General features: G+C 72.7%; 14 protein-coding genes. 9 read left to right on the forward strand and 5 right to left on the reverse strand.

The features are described 5' to 3' along the window. From EEY80_RS10820 to rsmA, 4 genes are all read left to right on the forward strand, one after another. Positions 1-2,211, forward strand: a complete 2,211-nt coding sequence (locus EEY80_RS10820; RefSeq protein WP_126976580.1) for an LPS-assembly protein LptD — start codon at positions 1-3, stop codon at positions 2,209-2,211. A 68-nt stretch (positions 2,212-2,279) separates the two neighbouring features. Beyond that, complete coding sequence (locus EEY80_RS10825) at positions 2,280-3,506, forward strand: peptidylprolyl isomerase (protein ID WP_164738225.1); 1,227 nt, start codon at positions 2,280-2,282, stop codon at positions 3,504-3,506. Beyond that, a complete protein-coding gene (gene pdxA, locus EEY80_RS10830) occupies positions 3,503-4,492 on the forward strand; it encodes a 4-hydroxythreonine-4-phosphate dehydrogenase PdxA (RefSeq protein ID WP_235829797.1) in 990 nt (329 codons plus the stop codon). The genes EEY80_RS10825 and pdxA overlap by 4 nt, the downstream gene beginning before the upstream one ends. A 4-nt stretch (positions 4,493-4,496) precedes the next feature. Then, positions 4,497-5,336, forward strand: coding sequence for a 16S rRNA (adenine(1518)-N(6)/adenine(1519)-N(6))-dimethyltransferase RsmA (gene rsmA, locus EEY80_RS10835; RefSeq protein ID WP_126976582.1), 840 nt, complete (start codon positions 4,497-4,499; stop codon positions 5,334-5,336). Between the two features lie 99 nt (positions 5,337-5,435). Here rsmA and EEY80_RS10840 read toward each other — a convergent pair whose 3' ends face one another. The 4 genes from EEY80_RS10840 to speB form a co-directional block, all read right to left on the reverse strand. After that, positions 5,436-6,407, reverse strand: coding sequence for a DUF4167 domain-containing protein (locus EEY80_RS10840; RefSeq protein WP_126976583.1), 972 nt, complete (start codon positions 6,405-6,407; stop codon positions 5,436-5,438). A gap of 326 nt (positions 6,408-6,733) precedes the next feature. After that, the gene (gene prmC, locus EEY80_RS10845) at positions 6,734-7,570 is read right to left on the reverse strand and encodes a peptide chain release factor N(5)-glutamine methyltransferase (RefSeq protein ID WP_126976584.1); all 837 of its coding nucleotides are present in this window, start codon (positions 7,568-7,570) and stop codon (positions 6,734-6,736) included. Further along, the gene (gene prfA / locus EEY80_RS10850; protein WP_126976585.1) at positions 7,567-8,631 is read right to left on the reverse strand and encodes a peptide chain release factor 1; all 1,065 of its coding nucleotides are present in this window, start codon (positions 8,629-8,631) and stop codon (positions 7,567-7,569) included. Before prfA ends, prmC begins: the two co-directional genes overlap by 4 nt. A gap of 154 nt (positions 8,632-8,785) precedes the next feature. After that, positions 8,786-9,751, reverse strand: coding sequence for an agmatinase (speB, locus tag EEY80_RS10855; RefSeq protein WP_126976586.1), 966 nt, complete (start codon positions 9,749-9,751; stop codon positions 8,786-8,788). A 155-nt stretch (positions 9,752-9,906) separates the two neighbouring features. On the opposite strand from speB, the gene EEY80_RS10860 reads away from it, so the two are divergent. Together EEY80_RS10860 and EEY80_RS10865 are read left to right on the forward strand one after the other, a co-directional pair. Beyond that, complete coding sequence (locus EEY80_RS10860) at positions 9,907-11,235, forward strand: NAD(P)/FAD-dependent oxidoreductase (protein ID WP_126976587.1); 1,329 nt, start codon at positions 9,907-9,909, stop codon at positions 11,233-11,235. A 93-nt stretch (positions 11,236-11,328) separates the two neighbouring features. Beyond that, on the forward strand, positions 11,329-11,949 hold the full coding sequence (locus EEY80_RS10865) for a thiamine phosphate synthase (RefSeq protein ID WP_126976588.1): 621 nt from the start codon (positions 11,329-11,331) through the stop codon (positions 11,947-11,949). Positions 11,950-11,962: 13 nt separating this feature from the next. Here the strand turns inward: EEY80_RS10865 and EEY80_RS10870 are convergent, their stop codons facing one another. After that, the gene (locus EEY80_RS10870) at positions 11,963-14,755 is read right to left on the reverse strand and encodes a [protein-PII] uridylyltransferase family protein (RefSeq protein ID WP_126976589.1); all 2,793 of its coding nucleotides are present in this window, start codon (positions 14,753-14,755) and stop codon (positions 11,963-11,965) included. Positions 14,756-14,876: 121 nt separating this feature from the next. Here EEY80_RS10870 and EEY80_RS10875 point away from each other — a divergent pair, with 121 nt between their 5' ends. The 3 genes from EEY80_RS10875 (at position 14,877) to EEY80_RS10885 (ending at position 16,544) form a co-directional block, all read left to right on the forward strand. After that, a complete protein-coding gene (locus EEY80_RS10875) occupies positions 14,877-15,347 on the forward strand; it encodes a YbaK/EbsC family protein (protein ID WP_126976590.1) in 471 nt (156 codons plus the stop codon). Between the two features lie 115 nt (positions 15,348-15,462). After that, on the forward strand, positions 15,463-15,915 hold the full coding sequence (locus tag EEY80_RS10880; RefSeq protein WP_126976591.1) for a DUF2852 domain-containing protein: 453 nt from the start codon (positions 15,463-15,465) through the stop codon (positions 15,913-15,915). A gap of 131 nt (positions 15,916-16,046) precedes the next feature. Then, positions 16,047-16,544 (forward strand): RDD family protein, encoded by a 498-nt coding sequence (locus EEY80_RS10885; RefSeq protein WP_205749091.1) that lies wholly within the window; start codon positions 16,047-16,049, stop codon positions 16,542-16,544. Positions 16,545-16,678 lie beyond the last annotated feature (134 nt).

Below are 16,678 nucleotides of genomic sequence, written 5' to 3' on the forward strand. Positions count from 1 at the left end.
ATGCGGCGCGCGACACTGGGCCTTGCCGCCGCCGCGGCGCTTGGCGGGCTTGCGGGGCTCGCGCCGGTGGCGGCCGTCGCGCAGGACCGCGCGCAGGAAAGTCGCGGCGCAGGCCAGCCCGCCGAACTGGCGACGCTGGTGGCCGACGCGCTGCTGATCGACGCGGAAGGCCGGCTGACGGCGACCGGATCGGTCGAGGCCTTCTATGGCACCGCGCGCCTGCGGGCGGCGGCGATCACCTACGATCCCGCGACCGAGCGGCTGCAGATCACCGGCCCGATCACGCTGGTCGAGGGCGACGGCGCGACCATCGTTCTGGCCTCGGCGGCGGACCTGTCCACTGACATGACCGAGGGCCTGCTGGAAGGGGCGCGGCTGGTGCTCGACCGGCAGATGCAGGTGGCGGCGCAGTCGATCCAGCGCACGCAGGGGCGCTATACCCGCGCCGCGCGGGTGCGCGCCTCCTCCTGCGAGGTCTGCGCCGCGAACCCGGTGCCGCTGTGGGAAATCCGCGCCACCAGCGTCGTGCATGACGAGGTGGAGCGGCAGCTTTATTTCGACAACGCCCAGTTCCGGGTGATCGGGATCCCGGTGTTCTGGCTGCCCTATCTGCGCGCCCCCGATCCGACGCTGGACCGGTCGCGCGGCTTCCTCGCGCCCTCGATCCGCACGACATCGGGCCTCGGGACCGGGATCAAGCTGCCCTATTTCATCCCGATCGGGCAAAGCCGCGACCTGACCGTCACCCCCTATGTCTCGACCAACGTCACCCGCACGGTCGAGCTGCGCTATCGTCAGGCCTTCCGCGCCGGCGATATCGAGTTCCGCGGCTCGCTCAGCCGCGACGACCTCGAACCCGGCGAGACGCGCGGCGCGTTCTTCGGCACCGGCAGCTTCGACATCGGCAGCGATTTCCGGCTGAACTTCGGCATCGAGGCGGTGACCGACGACGCCTATATCAGCGACTATGGCCTCGGCGACAGCGACCGTCTGGAAAGTTTCGTCGAGGTGACGCGTACCCGGCGCAACGACTATGTGCTGGGCCGGCTGATCCATTACGATTCGCTGCGCGAGGGCGAGGACAATTCCACCCTGCCGACGCTGATCGGCGATTTCACCTGGGTGCGCCGCTTCGCCCCGGCGATCATCGGCGGCGAGGGCGGGCTGACCTTCCAGACCCACAGCCACCTGCGCACCTCGGACGAGGAAACCGACGCCAACGGCGACGGGATCGTGGACGGGCGCGACGTGGCCCGCGCCACCATCGCCGCCGACTGGCGGCGCAACTGGATCGCCGACAACGGCATGATCTTGGCCGCGCTGACGGAACTGACCGCCGATGTCTACGAGGTGCGGCAGGACCCGGCCTATGACGACCTCGAGCTTCGCGTGACCCCCGCCGTGGGCGCGGAACTGCGCTGGCCCTTCCTGCGCCCCGCCCCAGCCGGCGGCGGCGCGGCCTGGGTGGTGGAGCCGGTGGTGCAGGTCGCGTGGTCGCCCGGCGATTCCGCCGATGACGAGGTGCCGAACGAGGACAGCGTCCTGGTGGAATTCGACGAGGGCAACCTTTTCTCGCTCGACCGCTTTCCCGGCGCCGACGCGCATGAGGCGGGCCTGCGCGCCAATGTGGGCTTCACCGCCACCCGCCACGCGCCGCGGGGCGCCTCGCTGGCCTTCGCGCTCGGCCGGGTGGTGCGGACCGAGGATCTGGGCCAGTTCAACAGTTCGACCGGGCTGGACGGCGCGACCTCGGACTGGCTGCTGGCGGCGCAGTATGACGGCGCCTCCGGCCTGACCGTGACCAACCGGGCGCTGTTCGACGACGATTTCGACGTGTCGCGCAACGAGCTGCGCCTGATCTGGAGCGCCGAGCGCTATTCCGTCGGCTCCTCCTTCATCTGGCTGGAACCGGATCTGGCCGAACAGCGCCCCGAGGCGACCTCGCAACTGGCGGTGGACGCGGCCTGGGACATCTCGGCCGACTGGGCCGCGCAGCTGGAAACGCGCTACGATTTCGAGGCGGACCGCGCGGCGCGGGCGGGTCTGGGCCTGCAGTATTCGACCGAATGCGTGACGCTCGATCTTTCGCTCTCGCGTCGTTTCACATCCTCGACTAGTGTACGCGCCACCACGGATTTCGACCTTGCCGTGGTGCTGAACGGCTTCGGATCGGGCAATCGCGGGTCCGCGCGCCGCGCCTGCGGCGGATGAGACTGCGGATGACACAGAACAACGGCCGGATGCACGGCGACGACGGAACAAGAGCAGGACGGACCTTCATGCGCAGATGCCCCTCCCTCCCGGCCCTCGCGGTTGCGGCGCTCGCCGCCTGCGGCTCGCCCGTGCTGGCCACGGTCGCGGCCGCGCAGGACCTGTCGCCGCAGGTCATCGTCAACGGCCGCGCCATCACCGCCTTCGAGATCCAGCAGCGCCAGCTGTTCCTGACGCTGCTGAACGCCCCGCCCGAGATGCTGGCCGGCGTCGAGGAGGCGCTGATCGAGGACCGGCTGCGCCAGGCCGAGGCGGCGCGCGTGGGCCTGAGCATCAACGAGCAGGAAGTGCGCGCGGCGATGGAGGAATTCGCCGGCCGCGCCAACCTGACCGCCGAGCAGTTCACGGGCGAGCTGGCCAAGGCCGGCGTCTCGGCCGAGACCTTCCGCGACTTCGTGGCGACCGGGGTGATCTGGCGCACGCTGGTGCGCGCCCGCTTCAACGCGCAGGGCAACCGCGTCACCGATCTTGAGGTCGACCGCGCCGTGGCGGAATTCGAGTTCGGCGAGGACATGCCCTCGGGGCCGCGGGTGCTGATCTCGGAAATCGTCATCCGCCGCGACGACGATGCCCGCGCCCGGCTTCTGGCCGAACGGGTGGCGACCGTCGCCACCACCCCCGCCAGCTTCGACACCGCGGCCCGGCAATATTCCACCTCCGGCACCCGCGACGAGGGCGGCGAGCTGGACTGGATGGCGCTGGAAAGCCTGCCGCCCGAGGTGCGGGGCACGGTGAACGCGCTGCAGCCCGGCCAGATCTCGGCCCCGGTGCGGGTGGGCGACGGCGTCTACGCGATGTTCCTGATGCGCGAGCGGGCGGCGCAGCCGGCACAGACGCCGGAAGGCGTCGACGCGCTGGACTATGCGCAGCTTCTGGTCAGCGGCCCGGCCGAGGCGGAAAAGCTGCGCGGCCAAGTGGATACCTGCAACGACCTCTACGACGCCGCGCAGCGCATGCCTGCCGGTGCCCTGACCCGGACCAGCCAGCCGGAAACCGCCCTGCCCGCCGATATCCGGGCGGAACTGTCGCGGCTCGATGCGGGCGAGGTCTCCACCGGGCTGCGGCGGGGCGAGGCCACGGTGTTCCTGATGCTCTGCGCGCGGGGCCGCCTGCTCGACACCACGACGGTGCCGCGGACCCAGGTGCGCGCCCGGCTGGAAAACGGCCGGCTGGTCCAGTTCGCCGACAGCTACATGGCGGAACTGCGCGCCGAAGCCGACATCCGGTATCCGTGACCGGCCCCCGCGACACCCTGCCCGTCGCCCTGACTTGCGGCGAGCCCGCGGGCGTCGGCCCGGAAATCGCCGTCCGCGCGTGGGAGTCGCTGCGCGCCCGGCTGCCCTTCGTCTGGATCGGCGACCCCGCGCATCTGCCCCGGGGCACCCCCGTGCGCGAGGTCGAGACGCCGGAAGAGGCGATGACCCATGCCGGTCAGGCGCTGCCGGTGCTGCCCCATCCCTTCCCCGAGGCGGCGATCCCCGGCCGCCCCGCCCCCGCCAATGCGGCGGCGGTGATCGAGGTCATCGCCCGCGCGGTGAAGCTGGTGGCGGACGGCCGCGCCGCGGCGGTCTGTACCGCGCCGATCAGCAAGCAGGCGCTGAAGGAAGGCGCGGGCTTCGCGCATCCGGGCCATACCGAATACCTCGCCCATCTGGCCGGGGTGAACCGGGTGGTGATGATGCTGGCCTGTCCCGACCTGCGGGTGGTGCCGGTGACGATCCACGAACCGCTGGCCGCCGTGCCGGGGCTGCTGACGCCGCAGCTTCTGTCCGACACGATCCGCATCACCCATGCCGCGCTGATCCGCGATTTCGGGATCGAGGGGCCGCGGCTGGCGGTGTCGGGCCTGAACCCGCATGCGGGCGAGGGCGGCACGATGGGGCGCGAGGAGATCGAGGTGATCGCGCCGGTGATCGCCGCGCTGAGGGCCGAGGGGCTGGCGCTGACAGGGCCGCTGCCCGGGGACACGATGTTCCACCCCGCCGCCCGCGCCCGCTATGACGCGGCGATCTGCATGTATCACGACCAGGCGCTGATCCCGATCAAGACCATCGACTTCGCCGGCGGCGTCAACGTGACGCTGGGCCTGCCCTTCGTGCGGACCTCGCCCGATCATGGCACCGCCTTCGACATCGCGGGGCAAGGCACCGCCGATCCGACCAGCCTGATCGCCGCGCTGCGGATGGCGGCCGACATGGCCGCGGCCCGCGCGGTCGGCTGAGACGATGGCGACGATCGACGGGCTGCCGCCGCTGCGCGAGGTGATCGCGGCGCATGGGCTGAGCGCGAAGAAACAGCTGGGCCAGAACTTCCTGCTGGACCTGAACCTGACCGCCAAGATCGCGCGGCGGGCGGGCGACCTTGCCGGCCATGACGTGCTGGAGGTCGGCCCCGGCCCCGGCGGGCTGACCCGCGGCCTGCTGGCCGAGGGTGCGCGCCGGGTCGTCGCCGTCGAGAAGGATGCCCGCTGCCTGCCCGCGCTGGCCGAGATCGCCGCCGCCCATCCCGGCCGGTTGCAGGTGATCGAGGGCGACGCGCTGGAGATCGACACCGCGCGCCTGCTGACCCCGCCATGGAAGGTGGTGGCGAACCTGCCCTACAATGTCGGCACCGAACTGCTGATCCGCTGGCTGACGCCCGCCGACTGGCCGCCGCCCTGGTCGAGCCTGACGCTGATGTTCCAGAAGGAGGTGGCGGACCGGATCGTGGCCCAGCCCGGGTCCAAGGCCTATGGCCGGCTCGCGCTGCTGGTGCAGTGGCGCTGCGAGGCGCGGATCGCGATGACCCTGCCGCCCGAGGCCTTCACCCCGCCGCCGAAGATCCATTCGGCGGTGGTGCATCTGACCGCCCTGCCCGAACCGCGCTTCCCGGCGGATGCGAAGGTGCTGGAACGGGTGGTGAAGGCGGGCTTCGAGCAGCGGCGCAAGATGCTGCGCGCCAGCCTGCGCGGGGTCGCCCCCGATATCGAGGCCAAGCTGGAGGCCGCGGGCATCGCCCCCACCTCGCGCGCCGAGGAGATTTCGCTGGAAGCCTTCTGCCGGCTGGCGCGGATCGTGGCGGGCTGAGGCGACGCGGGGCGGAGGCGTGGCGAGGGCGGCGTCGCGGGGGCGCTGCCCCCGCACCCCCGGGATATTTGGGTCAGCTGCAGGGGCAGGCGCGGAGGATCAGTCCTCGGACTTGTCGGCCCCGGCGGGAACCGTGTCCTGCGGGCCGGCATCGGCCGCCGCGGCGCGCGGCTTGCGCGGGGCGCGGCTGCGGGCCGGTTTGTCCTGATTGCCCTTGTCCTGATTGCCCTGGGTTTCGGCAGCCGGGCCCTCTGCCGCCGCGGGCTTGCGCGGGGCGCGCGGGGTGCGGGGCTTGACGGGTTTCGCCGCCTCGGCGCTGGCCGGAGCCTCGGCCTGCGGGGCGCGGTCCTCGCGCGGTCCGGCCTCGGCATCGGTCCGGGGTGCCGGGGCCTGCGGGGCCGGCGGCGTCTCGGTGCGGGCGGTGCTGTCGCGGCGCATTTCCGGCGTCTCGACCAGGCCGGTGCCGTCCTCGTCATCGCCGCGGGGGTCGATCACAGCCGCGGGTTCCGGTCGCCGGGGCGGCTGCGGGTTGCGGTCCTGCTGCGGACGGTCGCGACGGTCGTTCTGCCAGCGGTCGCCCTGACGGTCGTTCTGGCGGTCGTTCTGGCCACGGTCATTCTGGCGGTCGCCCTGCCGATCGTTCTGACGGTCGTTCTGGCCGCCGCCCATGTCGTCGCGGCCGCCCTGCCCCTGGCCGTTCTGGCCGTGACCGTTCTGGCCGCCGTTCTGCCCGTGCCCGTTCTGGCCACCGTTCTGGCCGTGCCCGTTGCCCTGCTGGCCCTGCGGATTGCCGCCCTGCCCGCGTTCCGCCTGTTCCCGCGCCATCTCGCGCTGCGCCTCGCCCAGCATCCGGGTGTAGTGCTCGGCATGCTGCAGGAAGTTCTGCTCGGCCACGCGGTCATTCGACAGCTGCGCATCCCGGGCCAGCATCAGGTATTTGTCGATGATCTGCTGGGGGGTGCCGCGCACCTTCCCCTCGGGCCCCGAACTGTCGAAGACGCGGTTGACGATATTGCCCAGCGTGCGCTGGCGGTTCGACTTGGAACGCGAACGGGACTTGGATGATCTCATGTGCTTTCGCTTGTTGCGAGCCTGCGACAAACTGATCGGAGGCTGATCGGACGCGCCGGTCTTGCGGCCTTGTTCTGCGACGATGACCCCTGCCGGGTGCTGCCCTTCGCTGCGGCCCTCTGCAACAGGGCGGCGACTGGCGGCTGCGGTCTCCGGCGGAGCGTGCTGGGGTTCCTCGATCTCCCGGCACGGCGCCCGTGTAACCTTCCGGATCACATCAGGGCAAGCGGAATCTTGGTCGCATCCGACGAAATTCAAGCCCCGCGGCCCGGAAAAGCCGGGTTCCGCCCGCCTCCGTCTCCGCCCGCGACACCAGGACGCAGCCGTCAGGGCCGGTGCGCCGTGACCACCCGGTCGCGGCCATCGAGGTCCGGCAGCACCCGCGCCGCCCGCAGCCCGGCGGAGGAGAACAGTGCCGCCACCGCCGCGCCCTGGCGCGGGCCGATCTCCACCATCAGCCGCCCGCCCGGCGCCAGATGCGCCCCCGCCCCCGCCGCGATGGCGCGATAGGCGTCGAGCCCGTCGCCCCCCGGCGTCAATGCCAGATGCGGCTCCCAGTCCCGCACCTCGGGGGCGAGGTCCGCCATCTCGGCGGCGGCGATATACGGGGGGTTCGAGACGATCAGGTCGAACGGACCCTCCACCCCGTCGAACCAGTCGGCCTGCCGGAAATCGGCGCGAGGGGCCAGCCCCAGCCGGGCCGCGTTCTCCGCCGCCACGGCCAGCGCCGCGGCGGACAGGTCGGTGCCGGTGCCGCGCGCCGCGGGCCGCTCGGCCAGCAGCGTCAGCAGGATGCAGCCGGTGCCGGTGCCGAGGTCCAGGATCGTGGCAAAGGGCTGTTCCAGCGCCGCCGCCACCAGCAGTTCGGTTTCCGGCCGCGGGTCGAGCGTGTCGCGCGTCACCCGGAAGGACCTGCCCCAGAACAGCCGTTCCCCGGTGATCTGCGCCACCGGCTGCCGCGCCGCCCGCGCCGCCACCGCCGCGGCGAAGCGCGCCGCCTGTGCGTCGTCCAGCGGATCGGCCAGATGCAGCGTCACCCGCTCCGCGGCCACCCCCATCGCATGGGCCAGCAGCCGCCGCGCATCCCCCGCCGCCGCCTCGATGCCCGCCGCCCGCAGCACCGGCACCGCCGCGCGCAAGGCGTCGGCCGCGGTGCCGCTCACGCCCCCGCCTCCAGCGCCGCGAGCCGGTCGGCCTGGTCATGGGCGACCAGAGCGTCGATGACCTCGGCCAGGTCGCCCGCCATGATCTGCGGCAGCGCATAGAGCGTCAGGTTGATCCGGTGATCGGTCATCCGGCCCTGCGGGAAGTTGTAGGTGCGGATGCGCTCGCTGCGGTCGCCCGACCCCACCTGCGACTTGCGGTCGGCGGCGCGGGCCGCGTCCTTCGCCCCGCGTTCGAGGTCGTACAGCCGCGCCCGCAGCACCGCCATCGCGTTCGCCCGGTTCTGGTGCTGCGACTTCTCGGAACTGGTGACGACGATGCCGGTGGGCAGATGGGTGATCCGCACCGCGGAGTCGGTGGTGTTCACATGCTGGCCGCCCGCGCCCGAGGCGCGCATCGTGTCGATGCGGATATCGGCGGCGGGGATGTCGATCTCCACCTCCTCGGCCTCGGGCAGCACCGCGACGGTGGCGGCCGAAGTATGGATGCGCCCGCCCGATTCCGTTTCGGGCACCCGCTGCACCCGGTGCACGCCGGATTCGTATTTCAGCCGGGCGAAGACCCCCTCGCCCGCGATCCGCGCCACCGCCTCCTTCACGCCGCCAAGCTCGGTCTCGGCAAGCTCCAGCAGCTGGAAATCCCAGCCCTGCGCCTCGGCATGGCGCTGGTACATGCGCAAGAGGTCGCCTGCGAACAGCGCCGCCTCCTCACCACCCGTCCCGGGCCGGATCTCGAGGATCGCGGGCCTTGCATCGGCCGCGTCCTTCGGCAGCAGCGACAGGCGCAGCCGCGTCTCCATCTCGGGGATGCGGGCCTTCAGGCGCGGGATCTCGTCTTCGGCCAGCGCCCGCATCTCGGGATCGGCCAGCATCGCCTCGGCCTCGGCCAGATCGGCGCGGGCCTGGCGCCAGGCGCCGATCTCGGCCACGACCGGCTTCAGCTCGGAATATTCCCGCGCCAGAGCCGCGATCTCGGCCGGGGCGGCGCGGCCCTCGGCGAGCTTCGCCTCGAGAAATCCGAAGCGGCTGGTGATCTGGTCGAGCGTGTCCCGGGGCAGCATGGCGCGGGGTGTATCGCAAGGGTTGTGCCGAGGGAAGGGCCGAGGGAGGGGTACTGGCGCGCGCCTCCCTGCCCTGCAGCTGACCGAAATATCCCGGGGGTGAACTGGCCGGCACGGCCAGGAGGGGGCAGCGCCCCCTCCCCTCTGCCGTCCCTCAGCCCGCCCGCCGGGTCCAGCCGTAGAGCGCCACGATCTCCATCGCCACATGCGCGCCGGCGATGGCGGTGGCGCCGGTGGTGTCATAGGGGGGCGAGACCTCGACCACGTCGCCGCCCTTCAGGTCGATGCCCGCAAGGTCGCGCAGGATCGCCGCCGCCTGCCAGCTGGCCAGGCCGCCCCAGACCGGGGTGCCGGTGCCGGGGGCGAAGGCGGGGTCCAGCGCGTCGATGTCGAAGGTCAGATAGACCGGCCGGTCGCCGAGGATCGCGCGGATGCGGGCGGCGGTTTCCGAGGGCCCCGCCTCGTGCACGGCGCGGGCGGGCAGGATGTTGAAGCCCATCGTGTCGGGGTTGTCGGTGCGGATGCCCACCTGCACCGAGGTCGCGGGATCGACCAGCCCCAGCTTCGCCGCCTTGTAGAGGAAGGTGCCATGGTCGATGCGGGCCATGTCGTCATCGGCCCAGGTGTCGGAATGGGCGTCGAAATGCAGCAGGCTGACCGGGCCGAAGCGGTCGGCATAGGCGCGCAGGATCGGCAGGGTGATGAAATGGTCGCCCCCCAGCACCACCGACCCCGCCCCGGCGGCGAGGATGCCCGCGACATGCGCGGTCAGCGCCGCGGGAAAGGCGGGCACATCGGCATAGTCGAAGGCGAGGTCGCCGTAATCCACCACCGTCAGTTCCGACAGCGGGTCATAGCCCCAGCCCCAGGGCGCGTCGAAGGCCTGCAGGGCCGAGGCCTCGCGGATCGCGCGCGGGCCGAAGCGGGTGCCGGGCCGGTGCGTCACCGCCTGGTCGAAGGGCACGCCGGTTACCGCCAGATCGACCCCGGTCAGGTCCTTGGTATAGCGGCGGCGCAGGAAGCTGGTCGCCCCGCCGAAGGCATTCTCGAAGGCCAGCCCCCGCGGGTCGCGCCGGGTGAAGGCCATGTCGACCTGGGTCTTTGCGTCTTCCAGTGCCATCCCGCATCCTCCTGCTGCCGTCCTCGCGGTGGTGGCGGGCGCGGGGCGCGCTGTCAAGCATGGGGCGGATCAGGCGGGGCCGGGTCAGCGGGGCCGGGCTTGCCAATCTGCCGGGCGCGGGTCCAGATCCAGGGCAGGCGGCAGGAGGCGCGGGAATGCGGCATCTTTACGAGGACGCGGCCTTTGCGCCGGACTGGCCGGACAGCCATTGGGTGCAGGGCAAGGCGCTGCCCGAGCTGCCGCCGGCGACGGGCGGGCTGCGCGCCGATGTGGCGGTGATCGGCGCGGGCTATGCCGGGCTGAACGCGGCGCTGGTGCTGGCGCGCGACCACGGCCGGTCGGTGGTCGTCCTCGACGCGGCGCAGCCGGGCTGGGGCGCCTCGGGCCGGAACGGCGGATTCTGCTGCCTCGGCGGGGCGAAGCTGTCGGCGGCGGCGATCCGGCGGCGGACGGGCGACGCGGGGCTGACCGCGTGGCAGCGGTTCGAGCGGGCGGCCATCGACCATGTGGCGGGGCTGCTCGATGCCCATGCCATCGACGCGCGGCAGGGGCCGGAGGGGGAGGCGCTGCTCGCCCATTCCCCCGCGGCCTTTCGCGCGCTGGAACGGCAGGCCGCGCCCGGCGCCCGGCTGATCCCCGGCGGCGCGCTGGCCGAACACGGGCTGGCGGGGCCGGGCTTTCACGGCGCGGCGCTGGCGTCGCAGGGCTTTCCGCTCGATCCCATGGCCTATCTGCTGGGGCTGCTGGCGGCAGCGCAGGCGGCGGGGGTGCGGGTGGCGGGGCAGAGCCCGGTCACCGCGCTGGTGCCCGCCCCGGGCGGCTGGCGGCTGCGTTTGCCCGCAGGCGAGGTCACGGCGGCGCAGGTTCTGGTCGCGACCAACGGCTATGCGGACGAAACCCTGCCCGGCTGGATCGGCGGGCGGATCCTGCCGGTGCTGTCCACGATCCTCGTCACCCGGCCGCTGACGGCGGCAGAGCGGGCGGCGGGGTTCGCCTCGCCGCTGATGTCCTATGACACACGTGAGTTGCTGCATTATTTCCGCCACCTGCCGGACGGGCGCTTCCTGTTCGGGATGCGGGGCGGCATCTCGGCCGCGCCGGCGGCGATGGCCGCCACCCATGCCCGCGCCCGCGCGCGGTTCCGGGCGCTGTTCCCGGCCTGGGCGGGGGTGGCGGTCGAACGGCAGTGGTCGGGGCTGGCCTGCCTGACCGGATCGCTCGCGCCCTATGTCGGGCCGGTGCCGGGGGCCGAGGGGCTGTTCGCGGCCTTCGGCTGGCATGGCAACGGGGTGGCGGCAGGGTCCTATGGCGGGGCGCAGGTGGCGCGGTTGATGGCCGGGGCGGCGGCGGACCTGCCCGCGCTGGTCCGCCAGCCGCCCCGCCGCCTGCCCCTGCCGCGGCTGCGGCGCGCGGGCCTCGCGCTCGCCTATCGGCTCTACGGGCTGACCGACGGGCCGCTGCCGCCCGATCCCGGCCCCGCCTGACGCGGCGCCGCACCCCGCGAAGGGCATGGAACGCCCGCGGGAAACGCGCTAAGGGGGCCGAATTGCCGCCCCGCCTGCCGCAGGACCCGTATCATGGCCGCCGAAGACCGCCCGCAGATCTATCTCATCACGCCCCCCGCCTTCGAGCTGGAGGTGTTTCCCGACCGGCTGGCCGCGGTCCTGGACCGGGTGGGGGTCGCCTGCCTGCGGCTGGCGCTGGCCACGCGCGACGAGGACCGCCTGCTGCGCGCCGCCGATGCCTGCCGGCTGGTGGCGCATGACCGCGACGTGCCGATCGTGATCGAGACGCATGTGAAGCTGGTGGAACGGCTGGGGCTGGACGGGGTGCATCTGGCCGATGGCGCCCGGTCGGTGCGCGCCGCGCGCAAGGATCTGGGGCAGGAGGCCATCGTCGGCGCCTTCTGCGGCGGATCGCGGCACGAAGGCATGGGTGCGGGCGAGGCCGGGGCCGATTACGTAGCCTTCGGCCCCTTCGGCGCAACGACGCTGGGGTCGGGCGAGCCGGCCGAGCCGGAATTGCTGGGCTGGTGGTCGGAGATGATCGAGGTGCCGGTGGTGGCCGAGGGCGCGCTGACCGAGGCGCTGGTCCGCGATCTGGCGGCGATGACGGATTTCTTCGGTCTGGGCGAAGAGGTCTGGTCCGCAGAGGATCCGGCGGCGGCGCTGGCAGCCTTCGACCGGGCGATGGGCTGACCCCGCCCGGGCGTCACCCCGACAGCACCCGCTCGATGACCTCTGCCGCGGCGCCGGTCAGGGCCGCCAGCCGCTCGCGCAGGTCCTCCAGATCCCCGGCGCCCGTCTCGCGCAGCAGGAAGGCGCGGCCGCCCTCGCCGATCTGGTCCATGTCGAGCGGCCGGTCGGTCAGCAGCCGCCCGCCCGCCTGCAGCCGCCATAGAAAGCGGTAGGCCTGCTGCAGCGCCGCCTCGGACTCGCGGTCCAGCAGCCCCGCCTTCAGCCCGGCGCGCAGCTGCGCCTCGACCCGCCGCGCGGGATCGGCGGCGCGCAGCGCGCAGGACTGCGCCAGCAGCTCGATATCCTGCAGCCGTCCGGGGCCGATCTTCGCCTCCCACCGGCCATCGGTGGCCTTGGCGGCAAAGATGCGGCGGCGCATGTCGGCCACATCGGCCCGCACCTTGGCGCCCTGGGCCTTTTCCGCCAGCACCGCACGGCGCAGCGTTTCCACCTCGGCCGCCAGCGCGGGATCGCCGGCGATGGCGCGGGCCCGGGTCAGCGCCAGATGTTCCCAGGTCCAGGCCTCGGACATCTGATAGCTGCGGAAGGCCTGCAGCGCCGTCGCCACAGGCCCCTGCCGCCCCGAGGGGCGCAGCCGCATGTCCACCTCGTAGAGCCGCCCCTCGGCGGTGGGCGCCGACAGCGCGGTGACCAGCGCCTGCGTCAGCCGGGCGTAGTAGGCGCGCGGGGCCAGCGGGCGCGGCCCCTCCGACGCCTCGGCCCCCGCCTCGTCATAGATCACGATCAGGTCGAGGTCCGAGGCCGCGTTCAGCCGCTCGGCGCCGAGGCTGCCCATGGCCAGCACCACCGCCCCCCGTCCCGGCATCGGCCCGTGCTTGCGGGCGAATTCGGCGGCGCAGGGGTCCCACAGCACCGCGACGCAGGCCTCGGCCAGATCGGCATACATCCGCGCCGCCTCGGCCGCGTCGGCCACGCCGCGCAGATGGTGGACGCCGATGCGGAAATGCCATTCCTTCGCCCATCGGCGCGCCGCGTCGAGCCGACCCTCGTAATCCGCGAACCGCGCCAGATCGGCCGCCAGCGTCTGTTTCAGCGCCGCCACCCCCGGCCAGGCGGCGAAGAAATCGCCGCCGATCACCGCGTCGAGCACGCTCGCATGGCGCGACAGGTGCCGGGCCAGCGCCGGGGCGGTGGCGCAGATGTCCACGATCAGGTCCACCAGCTGCGGATTGGCGTCGAACAGCGAGAAGAGCTGCACCCCCGCGGGCAGGCCGCGCAGGAAGCCGTCGAATTGGGCCAGCGCCTCGTCGAAATTCGCGGCCCGGTCCTGCATCCGGCGCAGCAGGTCCGGCTCGATCCGGCGGAAGATCTCGCGCGCGCGCTGCGATCGCAGGGCGGGATAGGCGCCCCAGCCCTCGACGATGTCCTCGGCCCGCGGCGACAGGTCCGGCCGTGCCTCGGTCGCGCCGGGGGCGAAGAAGCCCTCGGTCAGTTCCGCCACCCGGTTCAGCCGCGCCTTCAGCCCGGCCCGCAGCCGGGCGGTATCCGGCTCGCCCATCATCCGCGCCAGCCGGTCGAAGCCTTCGGACGAGGAGGGCAGCGCATGGGTCTGGGCATCGGCGGCCATCTGCAGGCGGTGTTCCACCTCGCGGTGCTGGCGGTAGAGCGCGGTCAGTTCTCCGGTCACCGCCGGCGGCACCCAGCCCTTCGCCGCCAGCGCCGCGAGGCCGCCCACCGTCGTGCGGTCGCGCAACTCGGGGTCGCGCCCGCCCGCGATCAGCTGCCGGGTCTGGGTGAAGAACTCGATTTCGCGGATGCCGCCCACGCCCAGCTTCATGTCATGGCCGTCCAGCACCACCGGCCCGTGCAGCCCCTTGTGGTCGCGGATCTTCAGCCGCATGTCATGGGCGTCCTGGATCGCGGCATAGTCCAGATGCCGCCGCCAGACGAAGGGCGTCAGCCGCTGCAGAAACCGCTCGCCCGCCGCGATATCGCCGCCGCAGGGCCGCGCCTTGATATAGGCGGCGCGTTCCCAGGTCCGGCCCTGCGCCTCGTAATACTGATAGGCCGCCTCCATCCCGATGCAGACCGGGGTGACGCTGGCGTCGGGGCGCAGCCGCAGGTCGGTGCGGAAGACATAGCCCTCGGCGGTGACGTCGCCGATCCAGGCCGCCATCTTGCGGGTGACGCGGATGAAAACGGCGCGGGCCTCGTGATAATCGGCCTGGTCATAGCGGTCGTCGTCGAAGAGGCAGATCAGGTCGATGTCGGAGGAATAGTTCAGCTCCCCCGCCCCCATCTTGCCCATGGCCAGCACCACCATCCCGCCGGCGGTCTTCGCATCCTCGGGCGCGGCGCCCGGCAGGCGGTTGCGCCGGATCTCCTCGGCCACCAGCCGTTGCAGCGACAGGTCCACCGCCCGGTCGGCCAGCGCGGTCAGCGCGCCCGTCACCTGCTCCAGCCGCCAGACGCCGCCCAGATCCGCCAGCGCCGCCAGCAGCGCCACGCGCCGCTTGGCCTGACGCAGCGCGCCGGGCAGGTCGGGGGCGGTTTCGGTTGCGGCCAGCGTCGCCGCCAGCGCCGCCTCGGGCGCCTCCGCCAGCACCGGGGCCAGCCACTCCGCCTCGCGCGCGATCAGACCGGCGAGGTAGGGGCTGCAGCCGGCCGTGCCCGCCAGCAGGTCCCGCAGTTCCGGCGGCAGGCCGGGCAGCCGCGCCACGGCATCGGCCCCCCGGTCCGGGTCATGCGGGATCGGGCAGCGCGTCAGGCGGACGGCGAAAGGGCGGTGGGCGTCGGGATCGGTCATGGCCCCGGCGAGACTAGCCGGCGCGCTGCCGGCGTCAACGTGGCCCGAACTGCCTGCCCGCACCCGCTTGCCCTTCGCCCCGCGCCGGGAAAGGATGCGCCGCGACAGGAGAGGGACGGGAATGAGCAAGAGCCTGAAACGGGTCGAGGCGGCGCTGGCCGCGGCGGGCCTGCCCGCGCGCATCGTCGAGGCAGAGGCCGAGACGCGCACCGCCGAACGGGCGGCCGCCGCCGCGGGCTGCGCGCTGGACCAGATCGTGAAGTCGATCATCTTCCGGGGCGAGACCACGGGCCATGTGGTGCTGTTCCTGACCGCCGGCGGCAACCGGGTGGACCCGGACCGCGCCAGCGCCGCGGCCGGGCAACCGCTGGGCCGCGCGGATGCCGATCTCGTGCGGCGCGAGACGGGCTTCGCCATCGGCGGGGTGGCACCGATCGGTCACCTGACCCCGCCCCGCTGCTTCATCGACCCGCGGCTGCTGGAATTCGACACGGTCTGGGCGGCGGCGGGCACGCCGCGGCACATCTTCGCCATCGACCCGAACCGGCTGGTGCAAATCTGTGGGGCGACGCCGGCCGCCTTCACGGGCTGAGCGGCGATCCGCGCGATGTGAATTTCTTTCACATCCCCCTTGATCGACTCGGGTCCGCGGCCATATGCCTAGATGTGAAGAGAGTTCACATGGACATTTGACCCGGAGGAGAGACATGACCCCGACCGCCACCCTGCCCCGCCAGAACTGGCTCGGCCGTGCGGAAACCTGGCTCGACGACCGCGGCCGCGGCGCCTGGATCGCGCTGATGGTGCTGCTGTTCGTCTTCGTCTGGCCGCTCGGCCTCGCCCTTCTCGCCTACATGATCTGGAGCAAACGCATGTTCAGCTGTTCGTCCCGCCGTGCCGACCGCGCCGAGCGCGGCCACCGCTTCTCGCCGACCCGCTTCCGGTCCTCGGGCAACACCGCCTTCGACGCCTACAAGGCCGACACCATTTCGCGCCTGGAACGCGAGCAGGACGAGTTCGAGGGCTTCCTGCGCCGCCTGCGCGAAAGCAAGGACAAGGCCGAGTTCGACGCCTACATGGAAGAGCGCAACCGCGCCGCCGCCGAAGGCGGACCGAGCGAACCCGCCCCGCCGAAACCCGTCAGCGGCGAAACCCTCTGACCGTCTCGCGGCGGGCGGCCCCAGGGCTGCCCGCCCCGCCCTTCCGTGCCGCGCCGGCTTGCACCGGCTTGCACAGGGGGGCCGCCCCGCCCATATCGCCAGACAATTCCGCATCCCTTCGGAGAAGCGCCATGTATGCCGACCGCCCCGCCTTCAGCATCGACCCGGATCGTGACACCGGTCCGGCGCGCGATTTCCTGTGGGGTCTGCCGGATCCCGACCGGCAGGGCGCCTTTTATGCCGGCGTGCCGACGAAACGCGCCCTCGCCTGGCTGGCCGACACGGTGCTGGTGACGCTGCTGACGCTGATCGCCGTGCCGCTGACCGCCTTCGTGGGGCTGTTCTTCCTGCCGCTGCTGTTCGTGACCATCGGCTTCGTCTATCGCTGGTCGACCATCGCCGGCGGATCGGCCACCTGGGGCATGCGGCTGATGGGGATCGAGTTCCGCGATCGCAACGGCCGCCGGTTCGACAGCGGCATGGCCTTCCTGCACACGCTGGGCTTCGTGCTGATCGCGACGACCGTGATCCCGCAGATCCTCTCGGCCGGGCTGATGCTGACGCAGCCGCGCGGCCAGGGCCTGCACGACCTGGTGCTGGGGACGACGGCGATCAACCGCCCCGCCTGACGGGCGCGGAGGGATGCGACGGGCGGGCGGCGGTGCGGCAATCCGCATCGCCGCCGGTTTCCGTTCCGGCTCGATTCGCGCTTGGCGGCGCACGGGCGGGTTGCTAACGTTGCCCACAGCCAACCTCTTCCCCG

This window comes from Frigidibacter oleivorans (genome assembly GCF_003993775.1).
Lineage (GTDB): Bacteria > Pseudomonadota > Alphaproteobacteria > Rhodobacterales > Rhodobacteraceae > Frigidibacter > Frigidibacter oleivorans.